25 protein-coding genes and 1 tRNA gene are annotated in these 24,211 nt (G+C 66.1%); 17 read left to right on the top strand and 9 right to left on the bottom strand.

The genetic code is table 11. From position 1 onward, the window contains the following. Positions 1-8 precede the first annotated feature (8 nt). The 4 genes from Sj15T_RS07885 to Sj15T_RS07870 all read right to left on the bottom strand — a co-directional run bounded on the left by Sj15T_RS07885 (position 9) and on the right by Sj15T_RS07870 (position 5,014). On the bottom strand, positions 9-335 hold the full coding sequence (locus Sj15T_RS07885; protein WP_007685307.1) for a DUF423 domain-containing protein: 327 nt from the start codon (positions 333-335) through the stop codon (positions 9-11). Beyond that, positions 332-2,152 (bottom strand): monovalent cation:proton antiporter-2 (CPA2) family protein, encoded by a 1,821-nt coding sequence (locus tag Sj15T_RS07880; protein WP_041385971.1) that lies wholly within the window; start codon positions 2,150-2,152, stop codon positions 332-334. The genes Sj15T_RS07885 and Sj15T_RS07880 overlap by 4 nt, the downstream gene beginning before the upstream one ends. A 14-nt stretch (positions 2,153-2,166) precedes the next feature. Further along, positions 2,167-2,589, bottom strand: coding sequence for an iron-sulfur cluster assembly scaffold protein (locus Sj15T_RS07875; RefSeq protein WP_041385969.1), 423 nt, complete (start codon positions 2,587-2,589; stop codon positions 2,167-2,169). A gap of 355 nt (positions 2,590-2,944) precedes the next feature. Then, positions 2,945-5,014 carry a transglycosylase domain-containing protein gene (locus Sj15T_RS07870; protein ID WP_013040531.1) on the bottom strand — a complete coding sequence of 690 codons (2,070 nt, stop codon included), beginning with the start codon at positions 5,012-5,014 and terminating at the stop codon, positions 2,945-2,947. Positions 5,015-5,123: 109 nt separating this feature from the next. On the opposite strand from Sj15T_RS07870, the gene Sj15T_RS07865 reads away from it, so the two are divergent. Further along, a complete protein-coding gene (locus tag Sj15T_RS07865) occupies positions 5,124-5,324 on the top strand; it encodes a hypothetical protein (RefSeq protein ID WP_013040530.1) in 201 nt (66 codons plus the stop codon). A gap of 24 nt (positions 5,325-5,348) precedes the next feature. Here Sj15T_RS07865 and Sj15T_RS07860 read toward each other — a convergent pair whose 3' ends face one another. Beyond that, on the bottom strand, positions 5,349-6,644 hold the full coding sequence (locus Sj15T_RS07860) for an MFS transporter (protein WP_013040529.1): 1,296 nt from the start codon (positions 6,642-6,644) through the stop codon (positions 5,349-5,351). Between the two features lie 156 nt (positions 6,645-6,800). On the opposite strand from Sj15T_RS07860, the gene pgsA reads away from it, so the two are divergent. Genes pgsA through Sj15T_RS07845 form a run of 3 tightly spaced genes read left to right on the top strand, consistent with a single transcriptional unit; the run spans position 6,801 to position 8,059 of the window. Beyond that, entirely contained in the window at positions 6,801-7,364 is a 564-nt protein-coding gene (gene pgsA, locus Sj15T_RS07855) for a CDP-diacylglycerol--glycerol-3-phosphate 3-phosphatidyltransferase (RefSeq protein ID WP_007685319.1), read from the top strand. A 3-nt stretch (positions 7,365-7,367) separates the two neighbouring features. Continuing rightward, positions 7,368-7,622: a molybdopterin converting factor subunit 1 gene (gene moaD / locus Sj15T_RS07850; protein WP_013040528.1), complete on the top strand. Its 255-nt coding sequence runs from the start codon at positions 7,368-7,370 to the stop codon at positions 7,620-7,622. After that, complete coding sequence (locus Sj15T_RS07845; RefSeq protein WP_013040527.1) at positions 7,619-8,059, top strand: molybdenum cofactor biosynthesis protein MoaE; 441 nt, start codon at positions 7,619-7,621, stop codon at positions 8,057-8,059. The genes moaD and Sj15T_RS07845 overlap by 4 nt, the downstream gene beginning before the upstream one ends. Before the next feature lie 16 nt (positions 8,060-8,075). On the opposite strand, the gene Sj15T_RS07840 is transcribed toward Sj15T_RS07845, so the two are convergent. Further along, complete coding sequence (locus Sj15T_RS07840) at positions 8,076-9,002, bottom strand: hydrogen peroxide-inducible genes activator (RefSeq protein WP_013040526.1); 927 nt, start codon at positions 9,000-9,002, stop codon at positions 8,076-8,078. Between the two features lie 39 nt (positions 9,003-9,041). After that, on the bottom strand, positions 9,042-9,815 hold the full coding sequence (locus Sj15T_RS07835; protein ID WP_013040525.1) for a sulfite exporter TauE/SafE family protein: 774 nt from the start codon (positions 9,813-9,815) through the stop codon (positions 9,042-9,044). A 160-nt stretch (positions 9,816-9,975) separates the two neighbouring features. Here Sj15T_RS07835 and epsC point away from each other — a divergent pair, with 160 nt between their 5' ends. Further along, a complete protein-coding gene (epsC, locus tag Sj15T_RS07830) occupies positions 9,976-10,686 on the top strand; it encodes a serine O-acetyltransferase EpsC (RefSeq protein WP_007685328.1) in 711 nt (236 codons plus the stop codon). Then, positions 10,686-11,045 carry a DUF2794 domain-containing protein gene (locus tag Sj15T_RS07825; protein ID WP_007685330.1) on the top strand — a complete coding sequence of 120 codons (360 nt, stop codon included), beginning with the start codon at positions 10,686-10,688 and terminating at the stop codon, positions 11,043-11,045. The genes epsC and Sj15T_RS07825 overlap by 1 nt, the downstream gene beginning before the upstream one ends. A gap of 225 nt (positions 11,046-11,270) precedes the next feature. Here the strand turns inward: Sj15T_RS07825 and Sj15T_RS07820 are convergent, their stop codons facing one another. After that, positions 11,271-12,842: an ATP-binding protein gene (locus tag Sj15T_RS07820; RefSeq protein WP_013040524.1), complete on the bottom strand. Its 1,572-nt coding sequence runs from the start codon at positions 12,840-12,842 to the stop codon at positions 11,271-11,273. A gap of 179 nt (positions 12,843-13,021) precedes the next feature. Between Sj15T_RS07820 and Sj15T_RS07815 the strand changes: the two genes are divergently transcribed. Together Sj15T_RS07815 and Sj15T_RS07810 are read left to right on the top strand one after the other, a co-directional pair. Further along, entirely contained in the window at positions 13,022-13,954 is a 933-nt protein-coding gene (locus Sj15T_RS07815; RefSeq protein ID WP_013040523.1) for a sugar kinase, read from the top strand. A 61-nt stretch (positions 13,955-14,015) separates the two neighbouring features. Next, positions 14,016-14,089: transfer RNA gene (locus Sj15T_RS07810), tRNA-Gly, on the top strand. 272 nt (positions 14,090-14,361) lie between these two features. Here Sj15T_RS07810 and radC read toward each other — a convergent pair. Beyond that, positions 14,362-15,057: a DNA repair protein RadC gene (radC, locus tag Sj15T_RS07805; RefSeq protein WP_013040522.1), complete on the bottom strand. Its 696-nt coding sequence runs from the start codon at positions 15,055-15,057 to the stop codon at positions 14,362-14,364. A gap of 128 nt (positions 15,058-15,185) precedes the next feature. On the opposite strand from radC, the gene Sj15T_RS07800 reads away from it, so the two are divergent. From Sj15T_RS07800 to uvrC, 9 genes are all read left to right on the top strand, one after another. Beyond that, a complete protein-coding gene (locus Sj15T_RS07800) occupies positions 15,186-18,419 on the top strand; it encodes a YdbH domain-containing protein (RefSeq protein WP_013040521.1) in 3,234 nt (1,077 codons plus the stop codon). Next, complete coding sequence (locus Sj15T_RS07795; protein ID WP_007685342.1) at positions 18,416-18,604, top strand: YnbE family lipoprotein; 189 nt, start codon at positions 18,416-18,418, stop codon at positions 18,602-18,604. Before Sj15T_RS07800 ends, Sj15T_RS07795 begins: the two co-directional genes overlap by 4 nt. Next, complete coding sequence (locus Sj15T_RS07790) at positions 18,601-19,002, top strand: YdbL family protein (RefSeq protein ID WP_013040520.1); 402 nt, start codon at positions 18,601-18,603, stop codon at positions 19,000-19,002. Before Sj15T_RS07795 ends, Sj15T_RS07790 begins: the two co-directional genes overlap by 4 nt. A 189-nt stretch (positions 19,003-19,191) precedes the next feature. After that, positions 19,192-19,512 (top strand): AtpZ/AtpI family protein, encoded by a 321-nt coding sequence (locus tag Sj15T_RS07785; protein ID WP_007685346.1) that lies wholly within the window; start codon positions 19,192-19,194, stop codon positions 19,510-19,512. A gap of 51 nt (positions 19,513-19,563) precedes the next feature. Continuing rightward, the gene (locus tag Sj15T_RS07780) at positions 19,564-20,349 is read left to right on the top strand and encodes a F0F1 ATP synthase subunit A (RefSeq protein WP_013040519.1); all 786 of its coding nucleotides are present in this window, start codon (positions 19,564-19,566) and stop codon (positions 20,347-20,349) included. A 53-nt stretch (positions 20,350-20,402) separates the two neighbouring features. Then, a complete protein-coding gene (locus Sj15T_RS07775; protein ID WP_004207392.1) occupies positions 20,403-20,630 on the top strand; it encodes a F0F1 ATP synthase subunit C in 228 nt (75 codons plus the stop codon). A gap of 88 nt (positions 20,631-20,718) precedes the next feature. After that, on the top strand, positions 20,719-21,213 hold the full coding sequence (locus Sj15T_RS07770; protein WP_007685360.1) for a F0F1-type ATP synthase subunit b': 495 nt from the start codon (positions 20,719-20,721) through the stop codon (positions 21,211-21,213). Beyond that, on the top strand, positions 21,206-21,832 hold the full coding sequence (locus Sj15T_RS07765; protein ID WP_013040518.1) for an ATP synthase subunit B: 627 nt from the start codon (positions 21,206-21,208) through the stop codon (positions 21,830-21,832). Before Sj15T_RS07770 ends, Sj15T_RS07765 begins: the two co-directional genes overlap by 8 nt. A gap of 336 nt (positions 21,833-22,168) precedes the next feature. After that, positions 22,169-24,082, top strand: a complete 1,914-nt coding sequence (gene uvrC, locus Sj15T_RS07760; protein WP_013040517.1) for an excinuclease ABC subunit UvrC — start codon at positions 22,169-22,171, stop codon at positions 24,080-24,082. Positions 24,083-24,211 lie beyond the last annotated feature (129 nt).

Below are 24,211 nucleotides of genomic sequence, written 5' to 3'. Positions count from 1 at the left end.
GCGATCCGTCACCCCCTCCAGTAGATCCAGGCCGCCCATATCCAGCCCGCGATCATCAGCGTCCCGCCGACGGGCGTCACCGCGCCCAGCCATTTGGGCGCGCCCAGAGCCATGGCGTAAAGGGTGAAGGCGAAGATCGCCGCCCCGCCCAGGTGCAGCGCCGCCGGTCCCCGCGCCACCCCCATGATGGCCAGCGCGCCCACCGCATGGATAAGCTGATAAAGCCCGCCCGTGCGCAGCCATTCCGCCGCCTGGGGGCTGGCCGCGCCATGCGCGCCGAAGGCGCCCGCCGCAATAGCAAGAGCCGCCGACAATGCCGCCAGAACCGCGATCATGCCTGATCCTCTCCTTCGCCCCTCGCCACCAGGCGCATGCGCCGGCCGGGCCGGTACATCAATTCCTTGGCCGCCATGAAATCGCCATGCTCGATCTGAAGGGCCATGCGCTGCTCGTCATTCCGGCGATATTGGCGCTCGACCTCCTCGACCTCCTCCGGCGGGACGCCCAGCGCCTCCATCGCCTGCACGCCCATGCAGATGGCCGATTCGAACACTTCGCGCACGATGCCCGCCAGGTCCATGTCCTTGAACGCCAGCAATTGCCGCCGGTCGAAGGCGCGCACCACCAGCGCCGCCTGCGGGAAGGCTTCGGCAATCGGCTCCAGCACCCGCGCGTCGAGCGAGGGATCGTCGATGCAGAAAGCGATCAGCCGCGCCTCCTCCGCCCCCGAACGGCGCAGCAGGTCGATCCGCGTGCCGTCGCCATAATAGACCTTCATGTCGAACTGGCTGGAAACCTCGATCTGCGAAGGTTTCTTGTCGATCAGCACGACGCCGAAGCCATGGCCCATCAGCATCTGCGCGACGGTCTGGCCGAACCGGCCATAGCCAACGATGATCGCCGTGCCGCGCGGCGCGTCTTCGGGCCGGGGCAGATCCAGTCCCGTCCTGGGCTTGGCGAATTCCAGCCTGCGGGCGAACAGCATCAGGAAGGGCGTCGTCGCCATGGAGAAGGTGACGATGGCGCTGAACAGGCTGGCCGCCTGGGGCGCGATCAGCAGGGCGTTCTGCGCTTGCGCGAACAGCACGAAGCCGAATTCGCCGCCCTGGCTCAGCAGCAGGCCGGAGCCGATGGCCTGGTTCCACTCCATCCCGAACAATCGGGCAAGGCCGGTGATGAGCGCCGCCTTTGTCAGCACCAATATCCCCGCCATGCCGATGACGAACAGGGGGTTGGCCGCCACCGCATGCAGGTCCAGCACCATGCCGACCGCCAGGAAGAAGAGGCCGAGCAGGATGGACCGGAAGGGTTCGACATCCGCCTCTATCTCATGCCGGTAGGGCGAATCGGCCAGCATCACGCCCGCGATGAAGGCGCCCAGCGCGGTTGAAAGGTGCAGCGCGTGCATCAAAGCCGCCGCCGCCAGCACGGTGAACAGCCCGACGACGACGAACAATTCCCGCTCGCCCAGCCGCCCGACCAGATGGAGCAGGGGCCGCAGCACGAAGCGGCCCGCCAGCACCAGCCCGGCGATGGCGGCCACCGTATAGCCCGCCATCAGCCATCCCGGCGGCCCGCCCACATTGGCGGGGTTGCGGGAGAGGGCCGCGACGATGGTGATCAGCGGGACGATGGACAGATCCTGGAACAGCAGGATCGAGAACACCTTTTCGCCGAAGGGCGAATTGATCCGGCCGCTGCTCTTGAGGCCGGGCAGCACCTGAGCGGTGGAGGACAGCGCCAGGGGCAGCCCCAAGGCAATCGCCGCGCCCCAGGTGAAGCCGGTGGTGTAGAAGATGATCGCGGTAAGGGCGCATCCGCACAGCACCACCTGCGCCATGCCGAGCGCGAAAATGTCGCGCTTCAGCCGCCACAGCCGGGCCGGATGCAGTTCGAGGCCCACCAGGAACAGCAGCAGGACGATGCCGATTTCGGCTATGGCGAGCTTCGATTCCGCCCCGCCGACCAGCCTCAACCCCTGCGGCCCGACCAGCGCGCCCGCGACCAGATAGCCCAGCACCGCGCCCAGCCCAAGGCGACGGAACAGCATGACGAACAGCACCGCCGCGCCCAGCAGGACCACGCCTTCGGACAGCAGCATGTCGGTCGCGGAAACCGGCGAAGCGGCGACCTGCGCGGCCTGTCCCTGCATCGGTTGTCCCTGCATCAGGCGTCGGCCATGCGGGCAGCTTCGGCCACGGCCTCGAAGCCCAGCCTGATCGAGGCATGGCGCGCCGGATAGCCCCGCGCCGGGGCCAGCACCGCCAGTCCGGGCCAGAAATCCAGATCGTCGCTTTCCCCCGCCAGATAGGCGGTCAGCCGGTCCCGCGCATCGGCCAGCTCATCGGCGGTCAGGCCGACGGCCCGCGCCGCCATCAGCGAAGCCGATGCCTGGCCCAGGGCGCAGGCCTTCACGTCCAGCCCGATCTCAGCGACCCGCCCGGCGTCCATCCTGACGTCCGCCGTCACCCGCGACCCGCAGGTGGGCGAACGCTTCTCCACGCTCGCCTGCGGGTCCGACAGCCGCTTGTGATAGGGAATGTTCGCGGCCAGCCGCAAGATGTCCTTATTGTAGAGGGGGGCGCTCATCCCGCCCATGTAGGGCAGTCCGCGACCATGAGAAAGGGCGGATGGATTTGCAGGCGCTTTTTTGAGGGGGGCTGAGGTTTATCCCGATCAGATTGAAGCGCGATGTGCTCCTGCGAAGGCAGGAGCCCAGTTCCAACATCTGAACTAGGGTGTGTGGGGATTCAGCCCATGGCGGGCTGCAAATAGCGGCTTTCTGCGCTTCCGGTGCTCACGTACTGAAGTACGCTGCGCGCCGGTTCTCGAAATCCACTATTTTCGCCGCGCCCTGAACTGAATCCCCACACACCCTAGGTTCTCCCGAGCCGCTTGTCTCGGTCGAATGCCTTCGCAGGAGCACGCAATCCCTTCGCCGCCATCAAGGTTCCTGATCCCCCGCAGTCGGATCGGCCGGTACGATGATGCGCGGCGGCGGCGCTGCCGGCTGCGGTCCGGGCGGAGGCCCTGGCGGCTGGTCGATGGGCAGGCGGATCTGGCCGCCCCCGATATTCACCGTCACGCCCTGCGTATCCAGGCCCACGCTCATATTGCCCAGGCCCGCCTCCGTCGCGACATTGGCGATGGCGTTGACCAGGTCGCTGTCCTTCGTGTCCTCCGGCGCATCCTCGACCGGCTCGTTGATCGCGCCTGCCATGAAGTTGCGCCAGATCCGCGCAGGCACGCCGCCGCCCGCAGCGCCGCCGGGCAGGGGGCTGTTGTCGTCATTGCCGATCCACACCGCCGTCACCAGCCCGCCCGCATAGCCGACGAAGATGGCGTCCCGGCTGTCCTGCGTCGTGCCCGTCTTGCCGAAGGTGCTGGTGCGCAGCGCCGCCGCGCTGCCCGTGCCGCGATTGGCGGCGGAGGACAGCAGGTCGCGGATCATCTCCAGATGGTCGTCGCTGAAACGCTTTCGGCGGCTCATCAGCCGGTCGAACCAGCCCTCTTCCTCCGGCGGCAGGCCATGGGCCAGCACCGGATAGGTGCCCGCCGCCACCGCCGCATAGGCCTCCGTCAACTCCACCAGCGGGATTTCCGAGGTGCCCAGCGCCAGGCTCAGATCCTCGGTCAGCGGCGCGGTGACCCCCAGGTCGCGGGCCACCTTGATCACATTGTCCACGCCCACCTTCTGCGTCAGCCGCACCGCCGCGACATTGCTCGACGCCGCGAAGGCCTGCCGCAGGGTGATCCTGCCGCGATATTTGCCGCCATGATTGGCCGGGCGGTAGGTGCCGGTGGTGATCGGCGTGTCCTCGACGAAATCGTCGGGCGTCATCCCGGCGCGGAAGGCGGCCAGATAGACGAACAGCTTGAACGTCGATCCCGGCTGTCGCTTCGCCTGCACCGCCCGGTTGAAGGCGCTTTCGCGATAATTTTTGCCGCCGACCATGGCGACCACGCTGCCGTCGGGCTTCATCGCGACCAGCGCCGCCTGCGCCTTGCCCAGCGGAGCGCGGCGGATGGCCGCCTCCGCCAGCCGCTGGATGCGCCAGTCCAGCGTGGTCGTCACATTTTGCGCGCCATAGACCGCGCCCGCCCTGTCGCGGGCCTGCGGCAGCACCCAGTCGGCGAAATAGGTGCCGCTGGTCGGATCGGGCGCCTCCTGCACGTTGAGCCGGGCGGGGGACAGGGCATTGCGCTGCGCCTTGCTGATATAGCCCGCCTCGACCATCGCCTGCGTCACCAACGTGGCCCGTTCCTGCGCGCCCTTCAGATTGGCGGTCGGCGCCAGCCGCGAGGGCGCTTTCAGCAGCCCGGCCAGCATCGCCGCCTGCGGGATGGTCAGCCGCTCCGGCTGGCGGTTGAAATAATGGAGGGACGCTGCCCTCAGCCCATAGACATTGTCGCCGAAATAGACGTTGGAGAGGTATCTCTCCATGATCTGGTCCTTGGTCAGCCACGCCTCCAGCCAGAAGGCGATCAGCGCCTCCCGCGCCTTGCGGCCGAAGGTGCGGTCGGCGGACAGGAACACGCCCTTGGCAAGCTGCTGCGTGATCGTGCTGCCGCCCTGCGACGATCCGCTGGACCAGAGATTATGCCAGGCCGCCCGCGCTATGCCGCGCGGGTCGACGCCCCAATGGCTGCGGAACCGCCGGTCCTCTATCGCCATGAAGGCCTGCGGCACATGTTCGGGCAACGCCGCGACGGTCACGGGCCGGTCGATGATCGCGCCGCGCCGGGCGATCAGATGGCTGTCCGCCGACATCAGGCTGATGCTGGGCGGCGCGATGGGCTTCAGGGATCGGGACAGCGGCGCCGTCACCGCCAGCCAGGCGATCAGGATCATCAGCAACGCCAGCAGCGCCGCGACCACCCATCCGGCGATCTGCATCCGCCGCTTCCAGGGCCGGGGCGGCGCGAAGGCGCTGGGCGGACCGGCGCCGAAGGCGCGGGGCGGCAGGGTTTCAGGCTCCGGATTCGGCAGGGGATCGGTCATCGCTTCGGACATGCTGTGTTATTTGCCTGACACGGTCAAGCGTGTCCCGTCGCGGGACAATCGGGGGTTAACCGTAAACCGCGATATTCCAAAAGGTAAAGAATCTCTTAACCTGTGCGTCATGAGAAGCAGACCTCTAGTCCTGACGAGCGAGTCGGCGCGCCATCCATTCCGCCAGCGGCTGCCGCGCCATGTCCTGCGCATCGTCGAACCGGCCCCCGCCGCGCGCGAACGCCCGCCGGTTTCCGACGACAATGACTGGAAACTCTTTATGCTGAGCTTTGGCGCCTTCTTCACGGCCTTCTACAGCTTTATCTTTTAATCGCTTCTTATCAGCCACGCACCGTCAATCGCAGGCCTTGTGCAGCGTCCAGGCGATCCACGCGCAGGGCAGGCACAGCGCCGCCACCAGCAGCAACTGGTTCACCACCGAAAGCCCCGCGATGCTGAGGCTGATGGTCAGCAGCGATCCCAGCACCATGGCCCCTGAATTGACGATATTGTTCGCCGCGACGGTTCGCGCCGCCTCGCATTTCTCCACCGTCGTGGTGAGGAAGGCGTAGAGAGGCACCACGAACATCCCCCCGAAGGTCGCCACGCACAGCAGGCAGAGCGAAAGCGGGATCGCCAGCGGGTGGTAGAGGAATCCCGCCAGCGAGAGCATCTTCCCGTCCGACCCGGCCATCCAGAGGTCGCACACGATATGGAAGGCGACGATGCTGATCCCCATGCCGATCACGGACGCGGGTGCATATTTGGCCGACACATGGCCGCACAGCAGCCGGTTGATCGCGACCGATCCGATGGCGATGCCGATGGAAAAAATGCCCAGGAACAGGCTGGCGACCGACTTGTCGGCGCTCAGCACATTCTTGACCAGCGGCGGGAACTGGATGAACAGCACCGTGCCCACCGCCCAGAAGAAGCTGATCGCCATGATGGCGAGGTAGAGCCGCCGGATATGCATCGTTCCCCGCACCAGCGCGATCGAGGAGCGGATGATGTGGAAATCGATCGGTTGCCGCTCCAGCAGCGAAGGCGCGGCGGGCACGTTGCGTCCCGCCAGCCAGCCGACCACGGCGGTCAGGATGATGCAGACCGCCGCCGCCTGCACGGGGATGACCCCGGCCAATATGGTCCCTGCGAGGATGGCGATATAGGTTCCGGCCTCGACCAGTCCGGTTCCGCCCAGCACTTCCTCGTCATGCAGATGCTGGGGCAGGATCGCATATTTGATCGGCCCGAAGAAGGTCGAATGCACCCCCATGGCGAACAGCGCGACCAGCAGCAGCGGAATGGCAAGGACATGGACGGCAATGCCGCTCCAGATCAGCGCCAGCCCGATGGCGCCCACGGCCATGATGACGATTTCGGCCGCCTTGACGATGCGGATGATGGCCGCCTTGTCGCGCTGATCGGCCAATTGCCCCGACAGGGCGGACATCAGGAAGAAGGGCAGGATGAAGATGCCGGTCGCCAGCGCGCTGAACCAGGTTTCCGACTTCTCGTCATTATAGACGGTATAGACGACGAACAGCACCATCGCGTTCTTGAACAGATTGTCGTTGAAGGCGCCGAGGAGCTGAGTGATGAAAAGCGGCAGAAAACGTCGCTTGTTGAGGAGCCTTAGAGAGGCTTGCATGGGCGAGGGGGTCTTCTTCGCTGTGGATGAGCGTGGCGGGGTCTAGCCACAGAAGACGGGTCAGCACAACCCCTCTGCGTGAAACCGTGCCGGCCCCTTCCTTTCCATATCGCGCATCCGCTTGTGCGCCGGCCCCGACTGTGGCAGTCCGCCGCCATGCTGACGCTGCCCAATTTGCTGACGCTTTCGCGCATATTGACCGTTCCGCTGCTGGTGGCGCTGCTGTGGCCGGCGGAGATCGGCGCGCGCTGGACCACCGGCTATATGCTGGCCTTCGGGCTTTATTGCCTGATGGGCATCACCGACTATTTCGACGGCTATCTGGCGAGGGCGCAGGGCGCGGTGTCGAGGCTGGGCATTTTCCTCGATCCCATCGCCGACAAGATCATGGTCGGCGCGGTGATCCTGATGCTGGCGGCGACCCGCGACATTTCGGGCATTCATATCGCCGCCGCAATGATCATCCTGCTGCGCGAGATCGCGGTGTCGGGCCTGCGCGAATTCCTGGCGGGGTTGCAGGTGTCGGTGCCGGTATCCCGCCTCGCCAAATGGAAGACGGCCTTTCAGTTGATCGCCCTTGGCGCGCTGATCCTCGCAGGCGCTGTTCCGCAATTCCCCTTCGTGCAACTGGTCGGCATCGCCACGCTGTGGGCCGCCGCGATCCTCACCCTGGTCACGGGCTGGGACTATCTGCGCGTCGGCATCAGGCACATGGATTGAGCGATGCTGAGCCTCGTCTACTTCGCCTGGGTCCGGGAAGCCATCGGCCGCGACGAGGAACGGATCGAGCGGCCAGCCCCCGGCACCACCGTCGCCGCGCTGATCGCCGCGCTGGCGGCGCGGGGCGGCGCCTATGCGGAGGCTTTCGGCCAGCCGGACAAGCTGCGCGCCGCGCTGGACCAGCGCTTCGTGCCGCTGGACAGCCCCATCGGGGAAGCGCGGGAACTGGCGATCTTCCCCCCGGTCACGGGGGGATGAGCCGCGTCTCCATCCAGGCGGAGGATTTCGATCCGGCGGCCGAACTCGCCGCGCTGGAGGCCAGCGGCGGCGGCGGCGTCGCCAGCTTCACCGGCATCGTCCGGGGGGATGGCGGACTGGTCGCGCTCGAACTGGAACATTATCCGGCGATGACGACGGCGCAGGTGGACCGCATCGTGGCGGAGGCATGCGAGCGCTGGCCCCTGCTTGGGATAAGGGTGATCCATCGCTTCGGGCGGCTGGAACCGGGCGAGCGGATCGTCTTCGTCGGCACCGCTTCGCGCCACCGCGCGGCGGCGCTGGAGGCCTGCGCCTTCCTCATCGACTGGCTGAAATCGCAGGCGCCCTTCTGGAAGAAGGAGCATTTCGCGGATCGCACGATATGGGTCGAAGCCCGCGCCGAGGATGACGCGAAAGCCGACAGCTGGAAGCGCTAATTTTCAACTCACGCCCCTAAGCCGCGACACCGACCTCCGGCAAATCCGCCGCATCGCGCAGCAGCTCCGCCAATAGCCGGAATTCCTTTTCCCGCGGACTGTTCTTGCGCCACACCAGCGCGATGTCGCGATGCGCCCGTTCCGACCGCAGGGGGCGCGCCGTGATGTCCGTATGGTCCAGCAGGCCGCTGGCAATCGCCATTTCCGGCATGATCGTCATGCCCAGCCCATTGTCCACCATCTGCACCAGCGTATGCAGCGACGTGCCCATCATCATCGCGCTCGCCCGGATTTCCGGCCGGTTGCACGCCGCCAGCGCATGGTCCTTCAGGCAATGCCCGTCCTCCAGCAGCAGCAGCTTGGTCTCGTCGATCATCTCCGGCGCGATCCATTCGGGCGGATCGCGGGGATCGTCGCGGGGAAAGGCGACATAGAGCCGGTCCTGGAACAGCAATTCGCTGTCCAGTTCCCCGGTCGGAAAGGGCAGGGCGAGCAGCACGCAATCGACATTGCCGTGCCGCAGGGATTCGATCGCAGCCTGCGTCGTCTCCTCCCGCAGATAGAGCTTGAGTTCCGGCCGCTCGCCCCGCAACCGGGGCAGCAGGCGCGGCAGCAGGAAGGGGGCGATGGTGGGAATGACGCTCATCCGCAATTCGCCGGTCAGCGGCTTGCCCGAAGCCTCCGCGATGGCGGCCAGTTCTTCGGCTTCGCGCAGCACCCGATGCGCCTTCTCCACGATGCGGTCGCCCAGCGCCGTGAAGCGCACCACCCGCCGCGTCCGCTCCACCAGCGTGATGCCGATCAGCGATTCCAGTTCGCGAATGCCCGCCGACAGGGTCGACTGGGTCACGAAGCAGCTATCCGCCGCCTTGCCGAAATGGCCATGCTCCTTCAGCGCCACAAGATATTGTAGCTGCTTGAGCGTGGGCATGTAACTCGACATTGATCGCCTTCCTCGATTGGAAGGCCCAATATAATCGTGCTAGCCGATATATCCAAGCCATTTGGCCACGCCGAACAGCGAAGTCAGCGTCAGGATCGATCCCACGGCGATGAACAGCGTCCGGGGCGAGACATGCCGGGCCAGCATCGCGCCGAACGGCGCCGCGATCACCCCGCCGATCAGCAGGCCCACCGTGTAGGTGGTGAAGGTCTCCCACCCCAGATGCAGCAGGAAAGTGATGCTGATGGAGGTGGTCAGGATGAATTCGACGCTGTTGACCGTGCCGATGGTGTGCCGGGGGCTGGACCCCTGGATCAGCAGGTTCGACGTTACCACCGGCCCCCAGCCGCCGCCGCCGGTCGCATCCATGAAGCCGCCGACCAGGCCCAGCGGGCCGACCCATTTGGGGTTGCGCGCCTGGGGCGGATAATGGAAGCCCCGCCACACCAGATAGACGCCGATCGCCGTCAGGTAGAATTGCACGAAGGGCTTGATCATCGCCCCGTCGACGTTGGACAGCAGATAGGCGCCCGCGACCCCGCCGATCACGCCCGGAATGATGAGGCGCGCGAACAGGCGCCAATCGACGTTGCGATGGATGATATGGCTGATCGCCGACACGCCGGTGGTGAAGGTTTCCGCCGCATGGACGCTGGCCGACGCCCTGCTGGGCGGCACGCCGAGCGCCAGGAGCAGCGTGCTGGAGATGACGCCATAGGCCATGCCAAGGGCGCCGTCGATCATCTGGGCGCCGAAACCGATGAGAATGAAAGGCAGGATTTCGCCGAAATGGGCGATAAAGATGTCGATCATTCATTGGTCCCTGCTATGATTGTCTACCGCCTTGATTGGTATATCACGGGCCGCCAAGAAACTTTCTGTTTTATCGGGCGAAGCCGAAATAGCCCGCCATCTGGAAAATTCATCCTTTTGCGCTTATGTACCGTCTGGTCGGTTTCATCAGGGGCGCCCCATGCTGCGCAATCTCATCGCCTATCTGGATTCGGTCAAAGCCCGCGACCCTGCTCCGCGTTCGCGTGCCGAAATCCTGCTCTACCCTGGCCTGTGGTCGCTTGCCTTCCATCGGGTGGCGCACCGCCTCTATCGGGCGCGGCTTTATTTCCTGGCCCGCGCCGTGAACCATTTTTCGCGTTTCCTGACCGGCAACGACATTCATCCGGGCGCCCGCATCGGCAAGCGTTTCTTCATCGACCATGGCTTCACCGTGATCGGGGAGACGGCGGAGATCGGGGATGACGTCACCCTCTACCAGAATGTGACGCTGGGTGGCACCGATCCCGCGAACGGCATCGCCGGCAAGCGCCATCCGACGCTGGAGGACGGCGTGATCGTCGGTTCCGGCGCCCAGGTTCTGGGTCCGGTCCGCGTCGGCGCCCGCGCCCGCGTCGGCGCCAATGCCGTCGTGACCAAGGATGTGAAGGAAGGGGCGACCATGGTCGGCATTCCGGCGCGGCCCATGCTGGTCGACGTGACCGCCTATCAGCGGGAGTTCCTGCCCTATGGCACGCCATGCTCCGACTGCGTCGACCCGGAAAGGCAGAAGCTGGAACTGCTCCAGCTTGAAATCGACCAGTTGCAGAAGCGCCTGGCCGAACTGGTTGCGGAACGGGGCGGCGCGCCGGCGCAGGACATCCCCCTGGTCAAGGAGCGTGGCCGCGCCTGATGAGCAATGTGACCCCGTTCCCGTCGCAATCGGCCCAGGGTGCGAAGGGGCCGGTCGGCCAGACCGGGTTCGATCGTCTCGAACTTCAGCGGATCATGGATCTTTACGGCCGCATGGTCGCGGCGGGTCATTGGCGCGACTATGCCATCGACCTGGGCCGCGAAGCCGCGATCTTCTCCGCCTTCCGCCGATCCGCCGAACGGCCGGAATTTCGCATCGAAAAGCGGCCTTCCCTACGTCACCGCCAGGGCATGTGGGCGTTGATCGGGGAGGCGGGACATGTGTTGAAGCGCGGCGCCGAGCTGCAGGGCATACTCGCGCCGGTGGAACGGCGGCTGCTCAAGATCGTGGGTGATTGAGACCCGCGTCGTCCGGATGGGCGCCGGCGGAAAGGGGGGCAGGACATTCCCGACCCTTCCCATTCTTAGGCTGTATCGACATTCAGCCCTGACGGCCTGCAAATGGCGCTTTTCCGTGCTTCCGGTGCTCACCTACTTTGAGTAGGCTGCGCGCCGGGTCACTGAAAATCACCATTTTCGGCTCGCCATCTTCTGAATGCCGATACACCCTAGGGATAGCCGCCTTCACAGATCGTCCGAATGGGCGGCCAGCCTGATGAGTTTCTGACCGCCCCGCGTCGCCGCCGTGACGATGCGCGCCAGTTCCGCCTGCTTGAACGGCTTGTCCAGCCGAGGCCGCCGGGTCACGTTCGGCGGCAGTTCGGCAAAGCCCGTTATGATGACAACCGGCAGTCCCGGGGTCCTCATGTCGATTTCGTCGGCAAGCTGCGTGCCGGTCATGCCCGGCATGGCATAGTCGGTGATCACCAGGTCGACGCTGCCCTGCTCCAGAACGCGCAGCGCGTCCGCGCCCGACGTCGCCTGGAATACGGTGTGCCCCAGCTCCTCCAGCATGCCGGCGGTGTTGGTCAGCACCAGATCGTCATCGTCGACGGCCAGGATAACCAGCGGCTCCGCAACCACCGATGCCAGGGCGTTCGGAATGTCGTCGACAGCCTCCTCCACCCGACCGGCGGGCGCCATCGGCAGCAATAGCGACACCATGGTGCCCCGGCCCTGTTCGCTGACGATGGTCATCGAACCGCCGCATTGTTCGGCAAAGCCGTGCACCATCGACAGGCCCAGGCCCGTGCCCTTGCCGACGCCCTTCGTCGTGAAAAAGGGTTCGCGCGCCCTTTCCAGCGTGGCGGCGTCCATGCCCTCCCCCTCGTCGATGACGGACAGGCGCACATAATGGCCGCCCTCCAGATCGGTGCGCTGCGCCTTCGACAGGATGGTCTCCGCCCCCTCTATGATGATCCGTCCGCCGCCGGGCATGGCGTCGCGGGCGTTCATCGCCAGATTGAGCAGCGCCAGTTCCAACTGGGCCGGATCGGCATGGGCGGCGCTGAGGTGCAGGGGAAAGCGGGTTTCGATGGCGATCCCGCTGCCCAGCGTCGTCTTCATCAGATCGGCCATGTCCCGCACCAGCGCCACGCAGTCGACGCTCTGCGGCTTCAGTTCCTGCTTGCGCGCAAAGGCCAGCATCCGCTGCGTCAGCGTCGCCCCGCGCTCCGCGGCGGTCATCGCATTGTCGATATAGCGGGACACGTCCGCCCCGGTCGCCAGCCTATGCCGCGCTAGGTCCAGGCTGCCGACGATCACGGCGAGCAGATTGTTGAAGTCGTGGGCCACGCCGCCGGTCAGCTTGCCGATGGCGTCCATCTTCTGCGCCTGGAGCACGGCCTCCCGCGCCTCTTCCAGCGCGAGTTGCATTTCCTGCCTTTCCGTAAGGTCGCGGCTTATCTTGGCGAAGCCGATCAGTTCGCCGGCCGCGTTGCGGATCGCGTCGATGACGACATGCGCCCAGAAACGGGTTCCGTCCCTGCGCACGCGCCATCCTTCCGCCTCGAACCGGCCGGCCTGGCCGGCGGTTTCCAGGGCAAGGGCGGGCATGCCGGCCGCCTGATCCTCCGGCGTGTAGAAGCGGGAGAAATGTTCGCCGATGATCTCTTCGGCCTCATATCCCTTGAAGCGGCGCGCCCCGGCATTCCAACTGATGACGATGCCGTCGGCCGACAGCATGTAGATGGCATAGTCGGTGACGTTCTGGACCAGCAGTTCAAAGCAGTTTCCAGACCCTTCCGGTGCCGCCATAGTCATTTGGGGATTCCCCTCGAATAGCATGCCCGTCATGGACATATGGACAACGCGCAGAGGTTCCGGACGTTCCGCTTGCGAAAGCGATTGTCGGCGCCCGCCGGGCACGGCGCGGCATTGACTTGGCCGTGCCCTCCGCGCCAAGGAGGCGCCCTCGGCAGCAGGATGGAACGGATATGGGCAGGACCGCAGGGATAACCGTCGTCGGCGAAGCGATGCTGGAACTCAGCCGCGCTTCGGGCGAAGGCGTTTCGGGCGGGGGTTGGAACCTGCGTTATGGCGGCGACGTCATCAACACGGCGATCCATCTCGCCCGCTGCGGCGACCAGGTCCGCTTCGCGAGCGCGATCGGCGCCGATCCGATGAGCGCGGACCTGCGCGCCGCCTGGGAAGCAGAGGGGATCGACACCTCCCTGCTGCTCGCCGTCGAGGGAAGGCTGCCCGGCCTTTACGCCATAGAGACCGATGCCCAGGGCGAGCGCAGCTTCCATTATTGGCGTGGGGAGGCCGCCGCCAGGCGCATGTTCGACCTGCCCGAAAGCGCCGCCATGGTGGAGCGGGCCGCAGGATCGGACCTGCTCTACTTCTCGCTGATCACGCTTGCCATCCTGTCCGGGGAGGCGCGGGAAAAGCTGCTCGCCCTGTGCGGTGCGGTTCGGGCAAATGGGGGCCGAGTGGCGTTCGACGGCAATTATCGCGCCCGGCTCTGGCCCGACGCCGCGACCGCGCGCCACTGGCGCGACCGTGCCGTTGCGCTCAGCGACATCGGCCTGCCCACCCTGGCCGATGAGGTGGAGATGGGCGAGGCCGACGATGCCTTGGATGCGGCCCGACGCTGGGGCGCCGGCGACGGGCGCGAGGTGGTGGTGAAACTGGGCGCGGAAGGCTGTCTGGTGGATGGGGCCATCGTCGCTCCGCCCGCCAGGCTTTCCGTCGTCGATTCGAGCGGCGCGGGCGACGCGTTCAACGGCGGCTATCTCCATGCCCGCCTCGCCGGCCGCCCGCCGCGCCAGGCCGCGCTTTCTGGCCATCGCCTGGCGGGCTGGAACATCGGCCGCCGCGGCGCCATACCGGCCCGCGATGCGGATGCGCCCTATGCCGACCTCTGAAATTCTCCGCCGCGGCCGCGTTGACGCCAACGGGATCAAAGGCTAAGCCGCTTTCGCCCGGGCGGGTGTAGCTCAATGGTAGAGCAGAAGCTTCCCAAGCTTACGACGAGGGTTCGATTCCCTTCACCCGCTCCAGATTTTCCCGATCTTCAAAGACTTGCCTTTGCCGCCGGCGCGGCTTTTTTGCTTTGCGCGATTTCAACCGTCGATTGCTTGAAAATCGCTCCGACGCAGCGCGTCCTAGGCTGTATCGACATTCAGATGATGGCGAGCCGAAAATGGTGGTTTTTCGCGACCCGGAGCGCAGCGTACTAAAGGTACGTGAGCACCGGAAGCGCGGGATTGAAGCGAGGCACGTGACTCGCTTCAATCATTTGCAGGCCGCCAGGGCTGAATCCCCACGCACCCTAGATCAATCCTTTCGCGCGCAGGCTGCTATGCCCCTGCGTCCCGATGATGATGTGGTCGTGCACCGCGATGTTGAGCCGCTTGCCCGCTTCGGCGATCTGCCGGGTGATCTCTATGTCCTGGCGGCTGGGTTCGGGCGATCCGCTCGGATGGTTGTGGACCAGGATCAGCGCCGCCGAGCCCAGGTCGATCGCCCGTCGGATCACCTCCCGCGCGTAGATCGCCGCCTGGTCGATCGAACCGTCGCCCATATGCTCGTCTCGGATCAGCATGTTGCGGCTGTTGAGGTGCAGCACCCGCACCCGCTCCACCGTCAGAAAGGCCATGTCGGCGCGCAGATAGTCGAGGAGCGCCTGCCAGCTTGCCAGCACCGGCTTTTCCGCCACCTCGTTGCGCAGCATCCGCAGCATCGTCGCCTGCACGATCTTGATCGCCGCGATGCTGGTGTCGCCCATGCCGGGCACGCGGGCAATGGCCTGCCAGTCGGCCGCCATCAGCCCCCCAATGCCGTCGAATTCCCGCAGCAGCGCCTTGGCCAGCGGCTTGGTGTCGCGGCGGGGTATGGCCAGCGCCAGCAGATATTCGACCAGTTCATGGTCGTGCAGCGCTTCGCCGCCATTTTCCGCCAGTTTCTGGCGCAGCCGGGCGCGATGCCCGACACCGTCGTGCGTGGCCTTCAAATTCCGGTCCGCCAAAATCCTACCGGTCCCCCATGTGCCGATGCGGACGCTATTCATTGCGGATTTATCGGGCAAGGATATTTAGGAGTGATCGGACGTTATGCAGGCGTTACGGACTTGAGCACGCGGGTTTGACCATAAGCATGGAAGATGAAGACGGCGAAAAGGAGATTCGCCGGGGCTGGCTCCGCTGGCTTGGCGTCGGCACGGGGTCGCTGGCGCTGGTCCTTGCCGCGCTGTGGACGCAACGCGCGCCCATCGCTGAAAATTTCATCAGCCGCGAACTCAACCGTCGGGGCGTGCAGGGCAGCTACGACCTGGCGGACATCGGCCTGCGCACCCAGCGGATCGAGAATATCGTGCTGGGCGATCCCGCCCGTCCCGACCTGACGGCGCGCTGGGTGGAGGTGGACATCGCCTTCACCGGGCTGGCCCCGCAAGTGGCGGCGGTGCGGGCCGGCGGCGTCAGGATGCGGGGATTGCTGCGCAACGACGTGCTGAACCTGGGGGAGGTCGACAAGTTCCGCGATCCAAAGTCCGCCGCGCCTTTCAGCCTGCCCGACATTCTGCTGGCGCTGAGCGATGCGCGGCTGCGGCTGGATACGGATGCCGGGGCTATCGGCATGCAGATTGACGGGCAGGGGAACCTGCGGTCGGGATTCCGGGGCAGGCTGGCGGCGGCAATGCCCAATGCGGGCGGCAAGGGATGCGGCCTGGCAAATTTGCGGGCGATGCTGGACATCGCGATGCAGGATGGACGCCCGCACCTCTCCGGCCCGCTGCGCGGCGAAGCGCTGGCCTGCCGCGATGCCGGCATCGCCATCGCGAAACCGGCCGCGGATGTGGATGTCCGATTCGGCAAGGCGCTGGATCGCTGGACCGGCCGCGTCGACCTTATGGGCGAGGCGCTCAGGTCTGGCGGCATGGTTCTGGCGCGGCCTGCCGGGCGGATCGATTTCGACGGGACGGCCGATGAGACCGCCGGGCGAGCGCGAATCGGGGCGGCCGCCCTGTCGGCCGGCGGCGCGCTGGCCGGCCCCGCCGACTTTCGCGGGGCCTGGCATGCCGGCAAGGGCGATATGGGCCTGAAGGGTCGCCTGTCCGTCCGGCAATTGCGCTTCGCCGGGCGCGACCCCCTGGCCGCTGCGCGCGAATCGACTGCCGGGACGCCCGTCGGCCCCTTGGCGGCGCGCCTCGCCGATGCGGTGCGGCGGGCGGGCGAGGACAATGTCCTGCAAACCGGCCTCGCCTTTGCGCAGCGGGGAAAGGGTGGCAGCCTGGCCCTGACCGATGCCCGATTTTCGGCGCGCAGCGGTGCGCGGATCGCCATTCCGGGAGGCGGCCGCGTGACGGTCGGCTGGCCGGGCAAGGGCGGACAGCCGGTCGACTGGGCGCTTGACGGGGCGATCACGACGGAGGGCGGCGGATTTCCCAGGGCGGCGCTGCGGCTGGCGCGTCGGCCGGGCGGAGGCCTGGGCGGACAATTGTTCGTTGAACCCTATGCGGCGGGCGATGCCAGGCTGTCGCTGGAGCCGGTGCGGTTCGTCGCGGGGCCGAAGGGCGATACGCGCTTTTCGACGCAGCTGCGGCTCGACGGGCCGCTTCCCGGCGGAAGGCTGCGCGGGCTGGCGGCGCCGGTCGAAGGGCAGATGAGCGCCGACGGCGCATTGGCGATCAACCCGCGCTGCGTGCCGATCTCGCTGATCGAGGCGCGCTATGGCAATTTCTCGCTTGGGCGGACCCGGCAGACGCTGTGCCCCGTCGGACGGTCGCTGCTGGCGGTAGGGCCGGGCGGCGTGCGCGGCGGCGCCGAAATCCGCAAGCTCGCACTGGCCGGGAAAAGCGGGGATAGCCCGATGCGCCTTTCCGCCGACAGCGCCCGCCTTGCCATGGGGCGGCAGGGCTTCGCGCTCGCCAATGCCGAACTGGCGATCGGGCCGCAGGATTCGCCGGTTCGGCTGAGCGCGGCGACGCTGACCGGAAAGGCGACGGCCAAGGGGCTGGGCGGCCGATTGACTGGCGCGGGCGGACGGATCGGGTCCGTGCCGCTGATCGTCGAAAATGGCGCGGGCGACTGGAGCTTCGCCGACGGCGCGCTGAAGCTGGCCGCCGGGATGACGGTGCGCGATGCGCAGGCGCCGGGCCGGTTCGAACCGCTGAACGTCCCCGACTTCGCGCTGACGCTGAAGGATTCGAGGATCGCCGCGACCGGATCGCTGCGGGCGCCGCGCAACGACGCGCTGGTCGCCCGTGCCGTGATCGCGCACGATTTGGGCAGCGGGCGCGGCAAGGCGGATCTGGCGGTTCCGGGATTGTCCTTTGGTCCGGGTCTGCAGCCGGAGGATGTGACCCGCCTCGCCCTTGGCGTGGTGGCCAATGTGACCGCGCAGGTCAGCGGGGAAGGGCATATCCGCTGGAACGGAACGCATTTGACCAGCGACGGCCTGTTCCAGACCGACAATGCCGCCCTGGCGGCGGCTTTCGGCCCGGTGGAGGGGCTGTCGGGCGAACTGCGCTTCACCGATCTGCTCGGCCTGGTCAGCGCGCCGGGGCAGGAAGTGCGGATGAGGTCGGTCAATCCGGGTGTGGAGGTTCGCGACGGCCATGTGCGTTATCGGCTGGAAGCGGGGCAGAAGGTGCGGATCGAAGGGGGCGGATGGCCCTTTTCGGGAGGGCAACTGGTCCTGCTGCCGACGACCATGGATTTCAGCGCCGATGTCGACCGATACATGACCTTCCGCGTCATCGGCCTGGACGCGGGCGCCTTCATCCAGGCGATGGACCTTAAGAATATTTCCGCCACGGGGACGTTCGACGGCATCATGCCTCTGATCTTTAACGCGCAGGGCGGGCGCGTGGCGGGGGGCGTGCTGACCGCGCGGCAGCAGGGCATGCCGCCCCTGATGATGCCGGAGGGCGTTCTGCCCACCATCCCCTGCGATCCGACGCGGCAGTCGGGGACGCTGTCCTATGTGGGGCCGGTGTCCAACGAGCAACTGGGCGCGATGGGCCGGCTGGCCTTCGATGCGCTCAAGAATCTCCAATATAAATGCCTTACCATCCTGATGGACGGCGCGCTGGACGGCGAAATGGTGACGAACGTCGTCTTCAACGGCGTCAATCGCGGGCAGATCGGCGGGGCGCCGGCGGGGCTGGCGCGGAATTTCACCGGCCTTCCCTTCATCTTCAACGTGCGGATCGCCGCGCCTTTCCGGGGCCTCCTGGGAACGGCGCAATCCTTCATCGACCCATCGACCCTCATACAGAACAGCATAGGCGACCAGATGCAGGAGGCGATGCGGTCCAGGATGGGCCAACAGGGGGTTGCAGTTCAGCCTGCCGAAAGCGAAACTATGCGAAACGGGGAGCAGAAATGAAGAAGCGAACGATCATCGCGGCGGGCTTCGCCGGTTTGGCCCTGGGGGGCTGCATCCAGGTGAAGGCGCCCGACAAGCCCATAGAGATCAACCTCAATGTGAAGGTGCAGCAGGAAGTCGTCGTCCGCCTGCAACGCGACGCGCAGGATTTGATCCAGAATAATCCGGAGTTGTTCCCGCAATGACACGCAAGTTCTTGATGATCGCCGCCTCGGCCGCGGTGGCGCTGGCGACCGGCCTGGTCATGACCTCCCCCGCGCGGGCGCAGTCCGGCGCCGTCGCCGCCGCCATGAGCGCGGGGACGGTGGGCGAACAGGCCGATGGCTATCTCGGCATTGCCGGATCGGTCAGCGACGCGGTGCGGCAGGAGGTCGAATCGATCAACATCAAGCGCAGGGCCGCCTATACCGACCTTGCCGGCAAGCGCGGCGTGACGGTGCAGGATGTCGCGGCGGCGACGGGATGCCAGACGCTCAGCAGCCGGGTGAAGCCCGGCCAGGTCTATCGCATCGGCGCCGGCGCGTGGCAGACCAAGGGCCCCGGCCCCATCGCGCTGCCGGGCTATTGCGCCACGGCCGGTTGATTTGCCAAGGGTCGCCCGGCCGCGCTAGTGGACTTTGGACCCAGCTTCGTTCGGGCGGGAAAATCTCCTGCCCAACGACGGTTGACACTCCCCAAAGCCCTTTCTAAACGGGCCGCGCCTTGACGGGTGCAGCCGTAACCGCCATGCCGCCTGACGTTGGCTTCTAAAGCCTGGACGGAGGGATGCGGCATGGCAGCGGATGCACCGGGGCAGGACCCGGCGGGGGAGGATGCGCGGATCGCTTCTTTGGAGGAGCGGATCGCACAGGCCGAACAAGCCGAAAAGGTCAGACAGGGGACACAGGTGCAGCAGGCGGACGATGGGTCGCGCCTGGGCAACAGGGTTCTCGCGGAGCTGATCGGCGGTCTTGCCGGCGGTGCCGTGGTTGGTGGGACTTTGGACTACTTCCTGCGGACATCCCCTTGGCTCCTGTTGGCATTCCTCGGTCTTGGGATCGTGGCGGCGTTCAGGAACATCATCAGATTGACGACGACGAAGCGTCCCGACTGACAGGGACGCTTTTATCTTGGTCCGAAGGTTTAGGCGTTACAGGGGTCCAGCGTGGCAGAATCCGGCAAAATCGATCCGATGCACCAGTTTGCGATCGAACCGCTGTTCGGTACGGACCATCTGTCGATCGGCGGCTTCAACATCGCCTTCACCAACAGCGCCCTCTATATGGTGGCGGCCGCCGTGGTGCTGTGGATCTTCGTCGTCGGCGGCATGAAGCGGGAACTGGTCCCCGGCCGCTGGCAGATGGCGGTCGAATATATGACCGGCTTCATCAAGAGCCTGCTGATCGCCAATGTCGGCGAGGGCGGCAAGAAGTATATTCCCTACGTCTTCTCGCTGTTCATGTTCATCCTGCTGGCGAACCTGCTCGGCCTGCTGCCGCTGGGCCTGGTCGGCCTGCACCCCTTCACCTTCACCAGCCATTTCACGGCGACCGGCGTGCTCGCGATCATGAGCTTCTCGATCGTGCTGGCGGTGGGCTTCTACAAGCATGGCCTGCACTTCTTCTCGCTGTTCGTGCCGCACGGCACGCCGTTGCCGATGATCCCGGTCATTTTCCCGATCGAGCTGATCTCCTTCATGGTGCGCCCGTTCAGCCTGGGGCTGCGACTGTTCGTCGCGATGACCGCCGGCCACGTGCTGCTGAAGGTGCTGGCGGGCTTCGTCATCAACGCATCGAATGCCGGCGTCGGTTACGGCCTGACCGTCGGCAGCGCCAGCTTCATCCTGATGATCGGCATCAGCGCCCTGGAAGTGCTGGTCGCGGTGATCCAGGCCTATGTGTTCGCGCTGCTGACCTCGGTCTACATCAACGATGCCGAGAACCTGCACTGATTTTCCGTCATTACCTCAACGTTCGAATAGAATTTAGAAAAGGAGTTTAGAACATGGACGCAGAAGCCGCAAAGCTGCTCGGTGCTGGCCTGGCCGCCATCGGTGCGGGCATCGCCGCCCTCGGTGTGGGCAACGTCTTCAGCTCGTTCCTCGAAGGCGCGCTGCGCAACCCCGGCGCCGCCGACGGTCAGCAGGGCCGCCTGTTCATCGGTTTCGCCGCCGCGGAACTTCTGGGTCTGCTGGCGTTCGTCATCGCCATGATCCTGGTGTTCGTGGCCTGAACAGCCGCTTTGGGGCGGTCATGGATGACTCCATGTCATCCATGCCCGTTCCCTGATTGACCGCGCCCCGATCGGACGGACCCGAAAAATGCCTCAAATCGCGCAAATTGCCGAAACCTATTCATCGCAGATTTTCTGGCTGCTGCTGACGTTCGGTTTCGTTTTCTTCGTCATCGGCCTCGGCATGGTGCCGAAGGTCCAGGCGACGGCCGATGCGCGCGACGCGAAGATCACCGGCGATCTGGATGCCGCCAAGGCGGCTTTCGCCCGCGCTGACGAGGCGGAGGCCGACTATCGCGCCCGCGATGCCGAAAGCCGCGCCGTCGCCCAGGCAAGCCTGGCCAAGGCGAAGGCGGAGGCGGCCAAGGCTTCCGAAGCCCGGCTGGCAGCCGCCGATGCGGACATCGCAAGCCGGATCGCCGCGGCCGAAGCCCGCATCAAGGCTGCAACCGACGCAGCCATGGCAGAGATTGAAACCGTTGCCGCTGACGCAGCGCGCGACATGGTGGCTCGCATTTCCGGCGTCAACGCGTCGGAAGATGCAGCCCGCAACGCAGTAAAGGCGGCACTGGCCCATGGCTGAGGCAGCACAGCATAGAGCTGGAGAGCAGGGTGGGGCGGAAGCCCCGCACCTGAACGAGGCTATCCATGCCGAGGGGATGGAGCCGGTCGGCACCGTCGCCCATGAAGGCGTGGCCCCGCATACCGACCCGAAGGCCGTCGGCATGGACGCCACGGCCTGGGTCAGCCTGGCGATGGCGGTGTTCATCCTGATCCTGCTGGTCAAGAAGGTGCCCGGCCTGATCGGCGGCGCGCTGGACGGCCGGATCGCCCAGATCAAGGCGCAGTTGGAGGAAGCCTCCAAGCTGCGCGCCGAAGCCGAAGCGCTCAAGGCCGAATATGAAGCCAGGCTGGCCGCCGCCGCCGGCGAGGCTGAGACGATGCGCAAGTCGGCCGAGCATGAGGCGGCCACGCTGCTGGAGGATGCGAAGGCCAATGCGGCCGCTCTCGTCTCGCGCCGTCAGAAGATGGCGGAGGACAAGATCGGCGCGGCCGAGCGCGCGGCCATCGCCGACATCCGGGCGAAAGCCGTGCGCGCCGCCACCGGCGCCGCCGCGTCGCTGATCGCGCAGGGGCATGACGCCAAGGCCGACAAGCTGCTGGTCGACGACGCGATCAAGGGGCTTGGCCCCAGCGTCTGAGCCTGTTCCAGAGGTGGAAAAAAGGGCCGGTGCGGATCGTCGCGCCGGCCTTTTTGTTTGTCTGGTCGTGTGGGCGTTTGTGGTTTGGGTGGGCCATTAGCGGCCCCTAAATCCTCCCTACGCGAAGCGTGGGGAGGGGGACCATGCGAAGCATGGTGGAGGGGAAATTCGGAGGTCGTGCCCCATCCCCTCCACCACCGCTTTCAGCGGCGGTCCCCCTCCCCATCAAAGATGGGGAGGAATAGGAGAGGTCCGCTCTCCACCCGACCCCCCCTATTTTGCCATGCCGTCCGCCGGCGCCATTGCGATCCTCGCCCGGCCCGCTATTTCTGCCGCATGTCCGGCCCGCAATCTCCCGATCGTTTCCATGAAGACAAGGCGGCGTTCACCGTCACCGGCAGCCAGCCCGACATGGAGGCGGGCGTGGAGGCGATCCGCACCACGCTCAAGGCCCTGCCGACGCGCCCCGGCGTCTATCGCATGCAGGATGCGCGAGGGGACGTGCTCTATGTCGGCAAGGCGCGGGCGCTGCGCAACCGCGTGACCAGCTATACCCAGGTCGACCGCCTGCCCAAGCGGCTCCAGCGCATGGTCGCCCAGACCCGTTCCATGACGATCGTCACCACCAACAGCGAGGCGGAGGCGCTGCTGCTGGAGGCGCAGCTCATCAAGCGGTTCCGCCCGCCCTATAATGTCCTGCTGCGCGACGACAAGAGCTTCCCCTTCATCCTGCTGCGCGAGGATCATGACTTTCCCCGCGTCCAGAAGCATCGCGGCGCGCGCAAATATAAGGGTCGCTATTACGGCCCCTTCGCCAGCGCCGGATCGGTGACGCGGACCATCAACGCGCTGCAAAAGCTGTTCCTGCTCAGAAGCTGCACCGACAGTTTCTTCGCCAATCGCTCGCGGCCCTGCCTGCTCTATCAGATCCGCCGCTGTTCCGCGCCTTGCGTGGGCAGGATCGACGACGCCGCCTATGGCGAACTGGTGAAGGACGCGCAGGATTTCCTGGGCGGCAAATCGACCGCCGTGCAGAAGAAACTGGGGGAGGCGATGCAGGCGGCATCCGACGCCATGGATTTCGAGCAGGCGGCGGTGCTGCGAGACCGGCTGAAGGCGCTGACCTTCATCCAGGGCAGCCAGGCGATCAATGCCGAAGGGCTGGGCGATGCGGACATCTTCGCGCTCGCGGCCAGGGGCGGTGCGATGTGCATCCAGGCCTTCTTCATCCGGGGTGGGCAGAATTGGGGCCATCGCAGCTTCTTCCCCGTCCACACCGCCGAAGTGGCGGAGGATGAGGTGCTGGCCAGCTTCATGGCGCAATTCTACGAGGAGGTGCCGCCGCCCAAGCTGATCCTTGCCGATCGCGCGCCGGCGGAATGCGAACTGATGGCGCAGGCGCTCACCGAACGCATCGGCTCCAGGGTCCGGATAGAGGTGCCGAAGCGCGGCGAGCGCACCCGCCTGATAAAGCAGGCGCAGCGCAATGCCGTGGAGGCGCTCGACCGCCGCCTCGCTGAAACCACCACCCAGGCCAAGGTGCTGGAGGAGATGGTGGAGGCGTTCGGCCTGGAGGGCGTGCCCGACCGGATAGAGATATACGACAACAGCCATATCCAGGGCAGCCATGCGCTGGGCGCCATGGTGGTCGCGGGGCCGGAGGGTTTCCGCAAGAACGCCTATCGCAAGTTCAACATGAAGAACCCCGCAACCTCCCAGGACGATTTCGCGATGATGCGCGAGATGTTCGAGCGACGCTTCGGCAGGGCGGCGCGGGAGGACCCGGATCGCGACAGCGGCGAATGGCCGGACCTGGTGCTGATCGACGGCGGCAAGGGGCAATTGTCCGCCGCCCGCGCCATATTGGAGGATATGGGCATAGAGGATGTCTGCATGATCGGCATCGCCAAGGGGCCGCACCATGGGCGCGAAGGGCGGGAGGTCTTCCACATGCCGGACGGGCGGGAGATCAGTTTCCCGCTCAACCATCCCGTGCTCTTCTACCTCCAGCGCCTGCGGGACGAGGCGCACCGCTTTGCCATCGGCGCGCACCGGCAGAAGCGCAGCAAGGCGATCACCGTCAGTTCGCTCGACGAGGTGCCGGGCATCGGCCCGTCCCGCAAGAAGGCGCTGCTGATGCACTTCGGAACCGCCAAGGCGGTGAAAAGCGCGGCGCTGGAAGACCTGCTGAAGGCGCCGGGCGTTTCCAAGGCTGTGGCGCAGCAGGTCTATGACTATTTCCACGGCTGATCGGTCTCAGGGCATTCCCTGCGACGAACGGAGCCATCCCCGTTTGACCATCGCCATTTGACCGGGGCATGATTTCCTTTCCATAAGGAGCGGCCCGCCAGACAATATGCATCGGGCCGGATGAAGGAT

The sequence above is a fragment of the Sphingobium sp. TA15 genome (genome assembly GCF_037101235.1).
In the GTDB taxonomy this organism is placed as follows: domain Bacteria; phylum Pseudomonadota; class Alphaproteobacteria; order Sphingomonadales; family Sphingomonadaceae; genus Sphingobium; species Sphingobium indicum.
This window is presented reverse-complemented; position numbering and strand designations above follow the sequence as displayed.

Coding starts and splice junctions, on each gene's coding strand:
- Sj15T_RS07845 (WP_013040527.1), top strand. CDS start 7,619: ATGAGCCGCGTCTCCATCCAGGCGGAGGATTTCGATCCGGCGGCCGAA.
- Sj15T_RS07860 (WP_013040529.1), bottom strand. CDS start 6,644: ATGCAAGCCTCTCTAAGGCTCCTCAACAAGCGACGTTTTCTGCCGCTT.
- Sj15T_RS07875 (WP_041385969.1), bottom strand. CDS start 2,589: ATGAGCGCCCCCCTCTACAATAAGGACATCTTGCGGCTGGCCGCGAAC.
- moaD (WP_013040528.1), top strand. CDS start 7,368: ATGCTGAGCCTCGTCTACTTCGCCTGGGTCCGGGAAGCCATCGGCCGC.
- epsC (WP_007685328.1), top strand. CDS start 9,976: ATGCTGCGCAATCTCATCGCCTATCTGGATTCGGTCAAAGCCCGCGAC.
- Sj15T_RS07770 (WP_007685360.1), top strand. CDS start 20,719: ATGCCTCAAATCGCGCAAATTGCCGAAACCTATTCATCGCAGATTTTC.
- Sj15T_RS07865 (WP_013040530.1), top strand. CDS start 5,124: ATGAGAAGCAGACCTCTAGTCCTGACGAGCGAGTCGGCGCGCCATCCA.
- Sj15T_RS07815 (WP_013040523.1), top strand. CDS start 13,022: ATGGGCAGGACCGCAGGGATAACCGTCGTCGGCGAAGCGATGCTGGAA.
- Sj15T_RS07800 (WP_013040521.1), top strand. CDS start 15,186: ATGGAAGATGAAGACGGCGAAAAGGAGATTCGCCGGGGCTGGCTCCGC.
- uvrC (WP_013040517.1), top strand. CDS start 22,169: ATGTCCGGCCCGCAATCTCCCGATCGTTTCCATGAAGACAAGGCGGCG.
- pgsA (WP_007685319.1), top strand. CDS start 6,801: ATGCTGACGCTGCCCAATTTGCTGACGCTTTCGCGCATATTGACCGTT.
- Sj15T_RS07825 (WP_007685330.1), top strand. CDS start 10,686: ATGAGCAATGTGACCCCGTTCCCGTCGCAATCGGCCCAGGGTGCGAAG.
- Sj15T_RS07775 (WP_004207392.1), top strand. CDS start 20,403: ATGGACGCAGAAGCCGCAAAGCTGCTCGGTGCTGGCCTGGCCGCCATC.
- Sj15T_RS07820 (WP_013040524.1), bottom strand. CDS start 12,842: ATGGCGGCACCGGAAGGGTCTGGAAACTGCTTTGAACTGCTGGTCCAG.
- Sj15T_RS07835 (WP_013040525.1), bottom strand. CDS start 9,815: ATGATCGACATCTTTATCGCCCATTTCGGCGAAATCCTGCCTTTCATT.
- Sj15T_RS07880 (WP_041385971.1), bottom strand. CDS start 2,152: ATGCAGGGACAGGCCGCGCAGGTCGCCGCTTCGCCGGTTTCCGCGACC.
- Sj15T_RS07790 (WP_013040520.1), top strand. CDS start 18,601: ATGACACGCAAGTTCTTGATGATCGCCGCCTCGGCCGCGGTGGCGCTG.
- Sj15T_RS07795 (WP_007685342.1), top strand. CDS start 18,416: ATGAAGAAGCGAACGATCATCGCGGCGGGCTTCGCCGGTTTGGCCCTG.
- Sj15T_RS07765 (WP_013040518.1), top strand. CDS start 21,206: ATGGCTGAGGCAGCACAGCATAGAGCTGGAGAGCAGGGTGGGGCGGAA.
- Sj15T_RS07840 (WP_013040526.1), bottom strand. CDS start 9,002: ATGTCGAGTTACATGCCCACGCTCAAGCAGCTACAATATCTTGTGGCG.
- Sj15T_RS07785 (WP_007685346.1), top strand. CDS start 19,192: ATGGCAGCGGATGCACCGGGGCAGGACCCGGCGGGGGAGGATGCGCGG.
- Sj15T_RS07870 (WP_013040531.1), bottom strand. CDS start 5,014: ATGTCCGAAGCGATGACCGATCCCCTGCCGAATCCGGAGCCTGAAACC.
- Sj15T_RS07885 (WP_007685307.1), bottom strand. CDS start 335: ATGATCGCGGTTCTGGCGGCATTGTCGGCGGCTCTTGCTATTGCGGCG.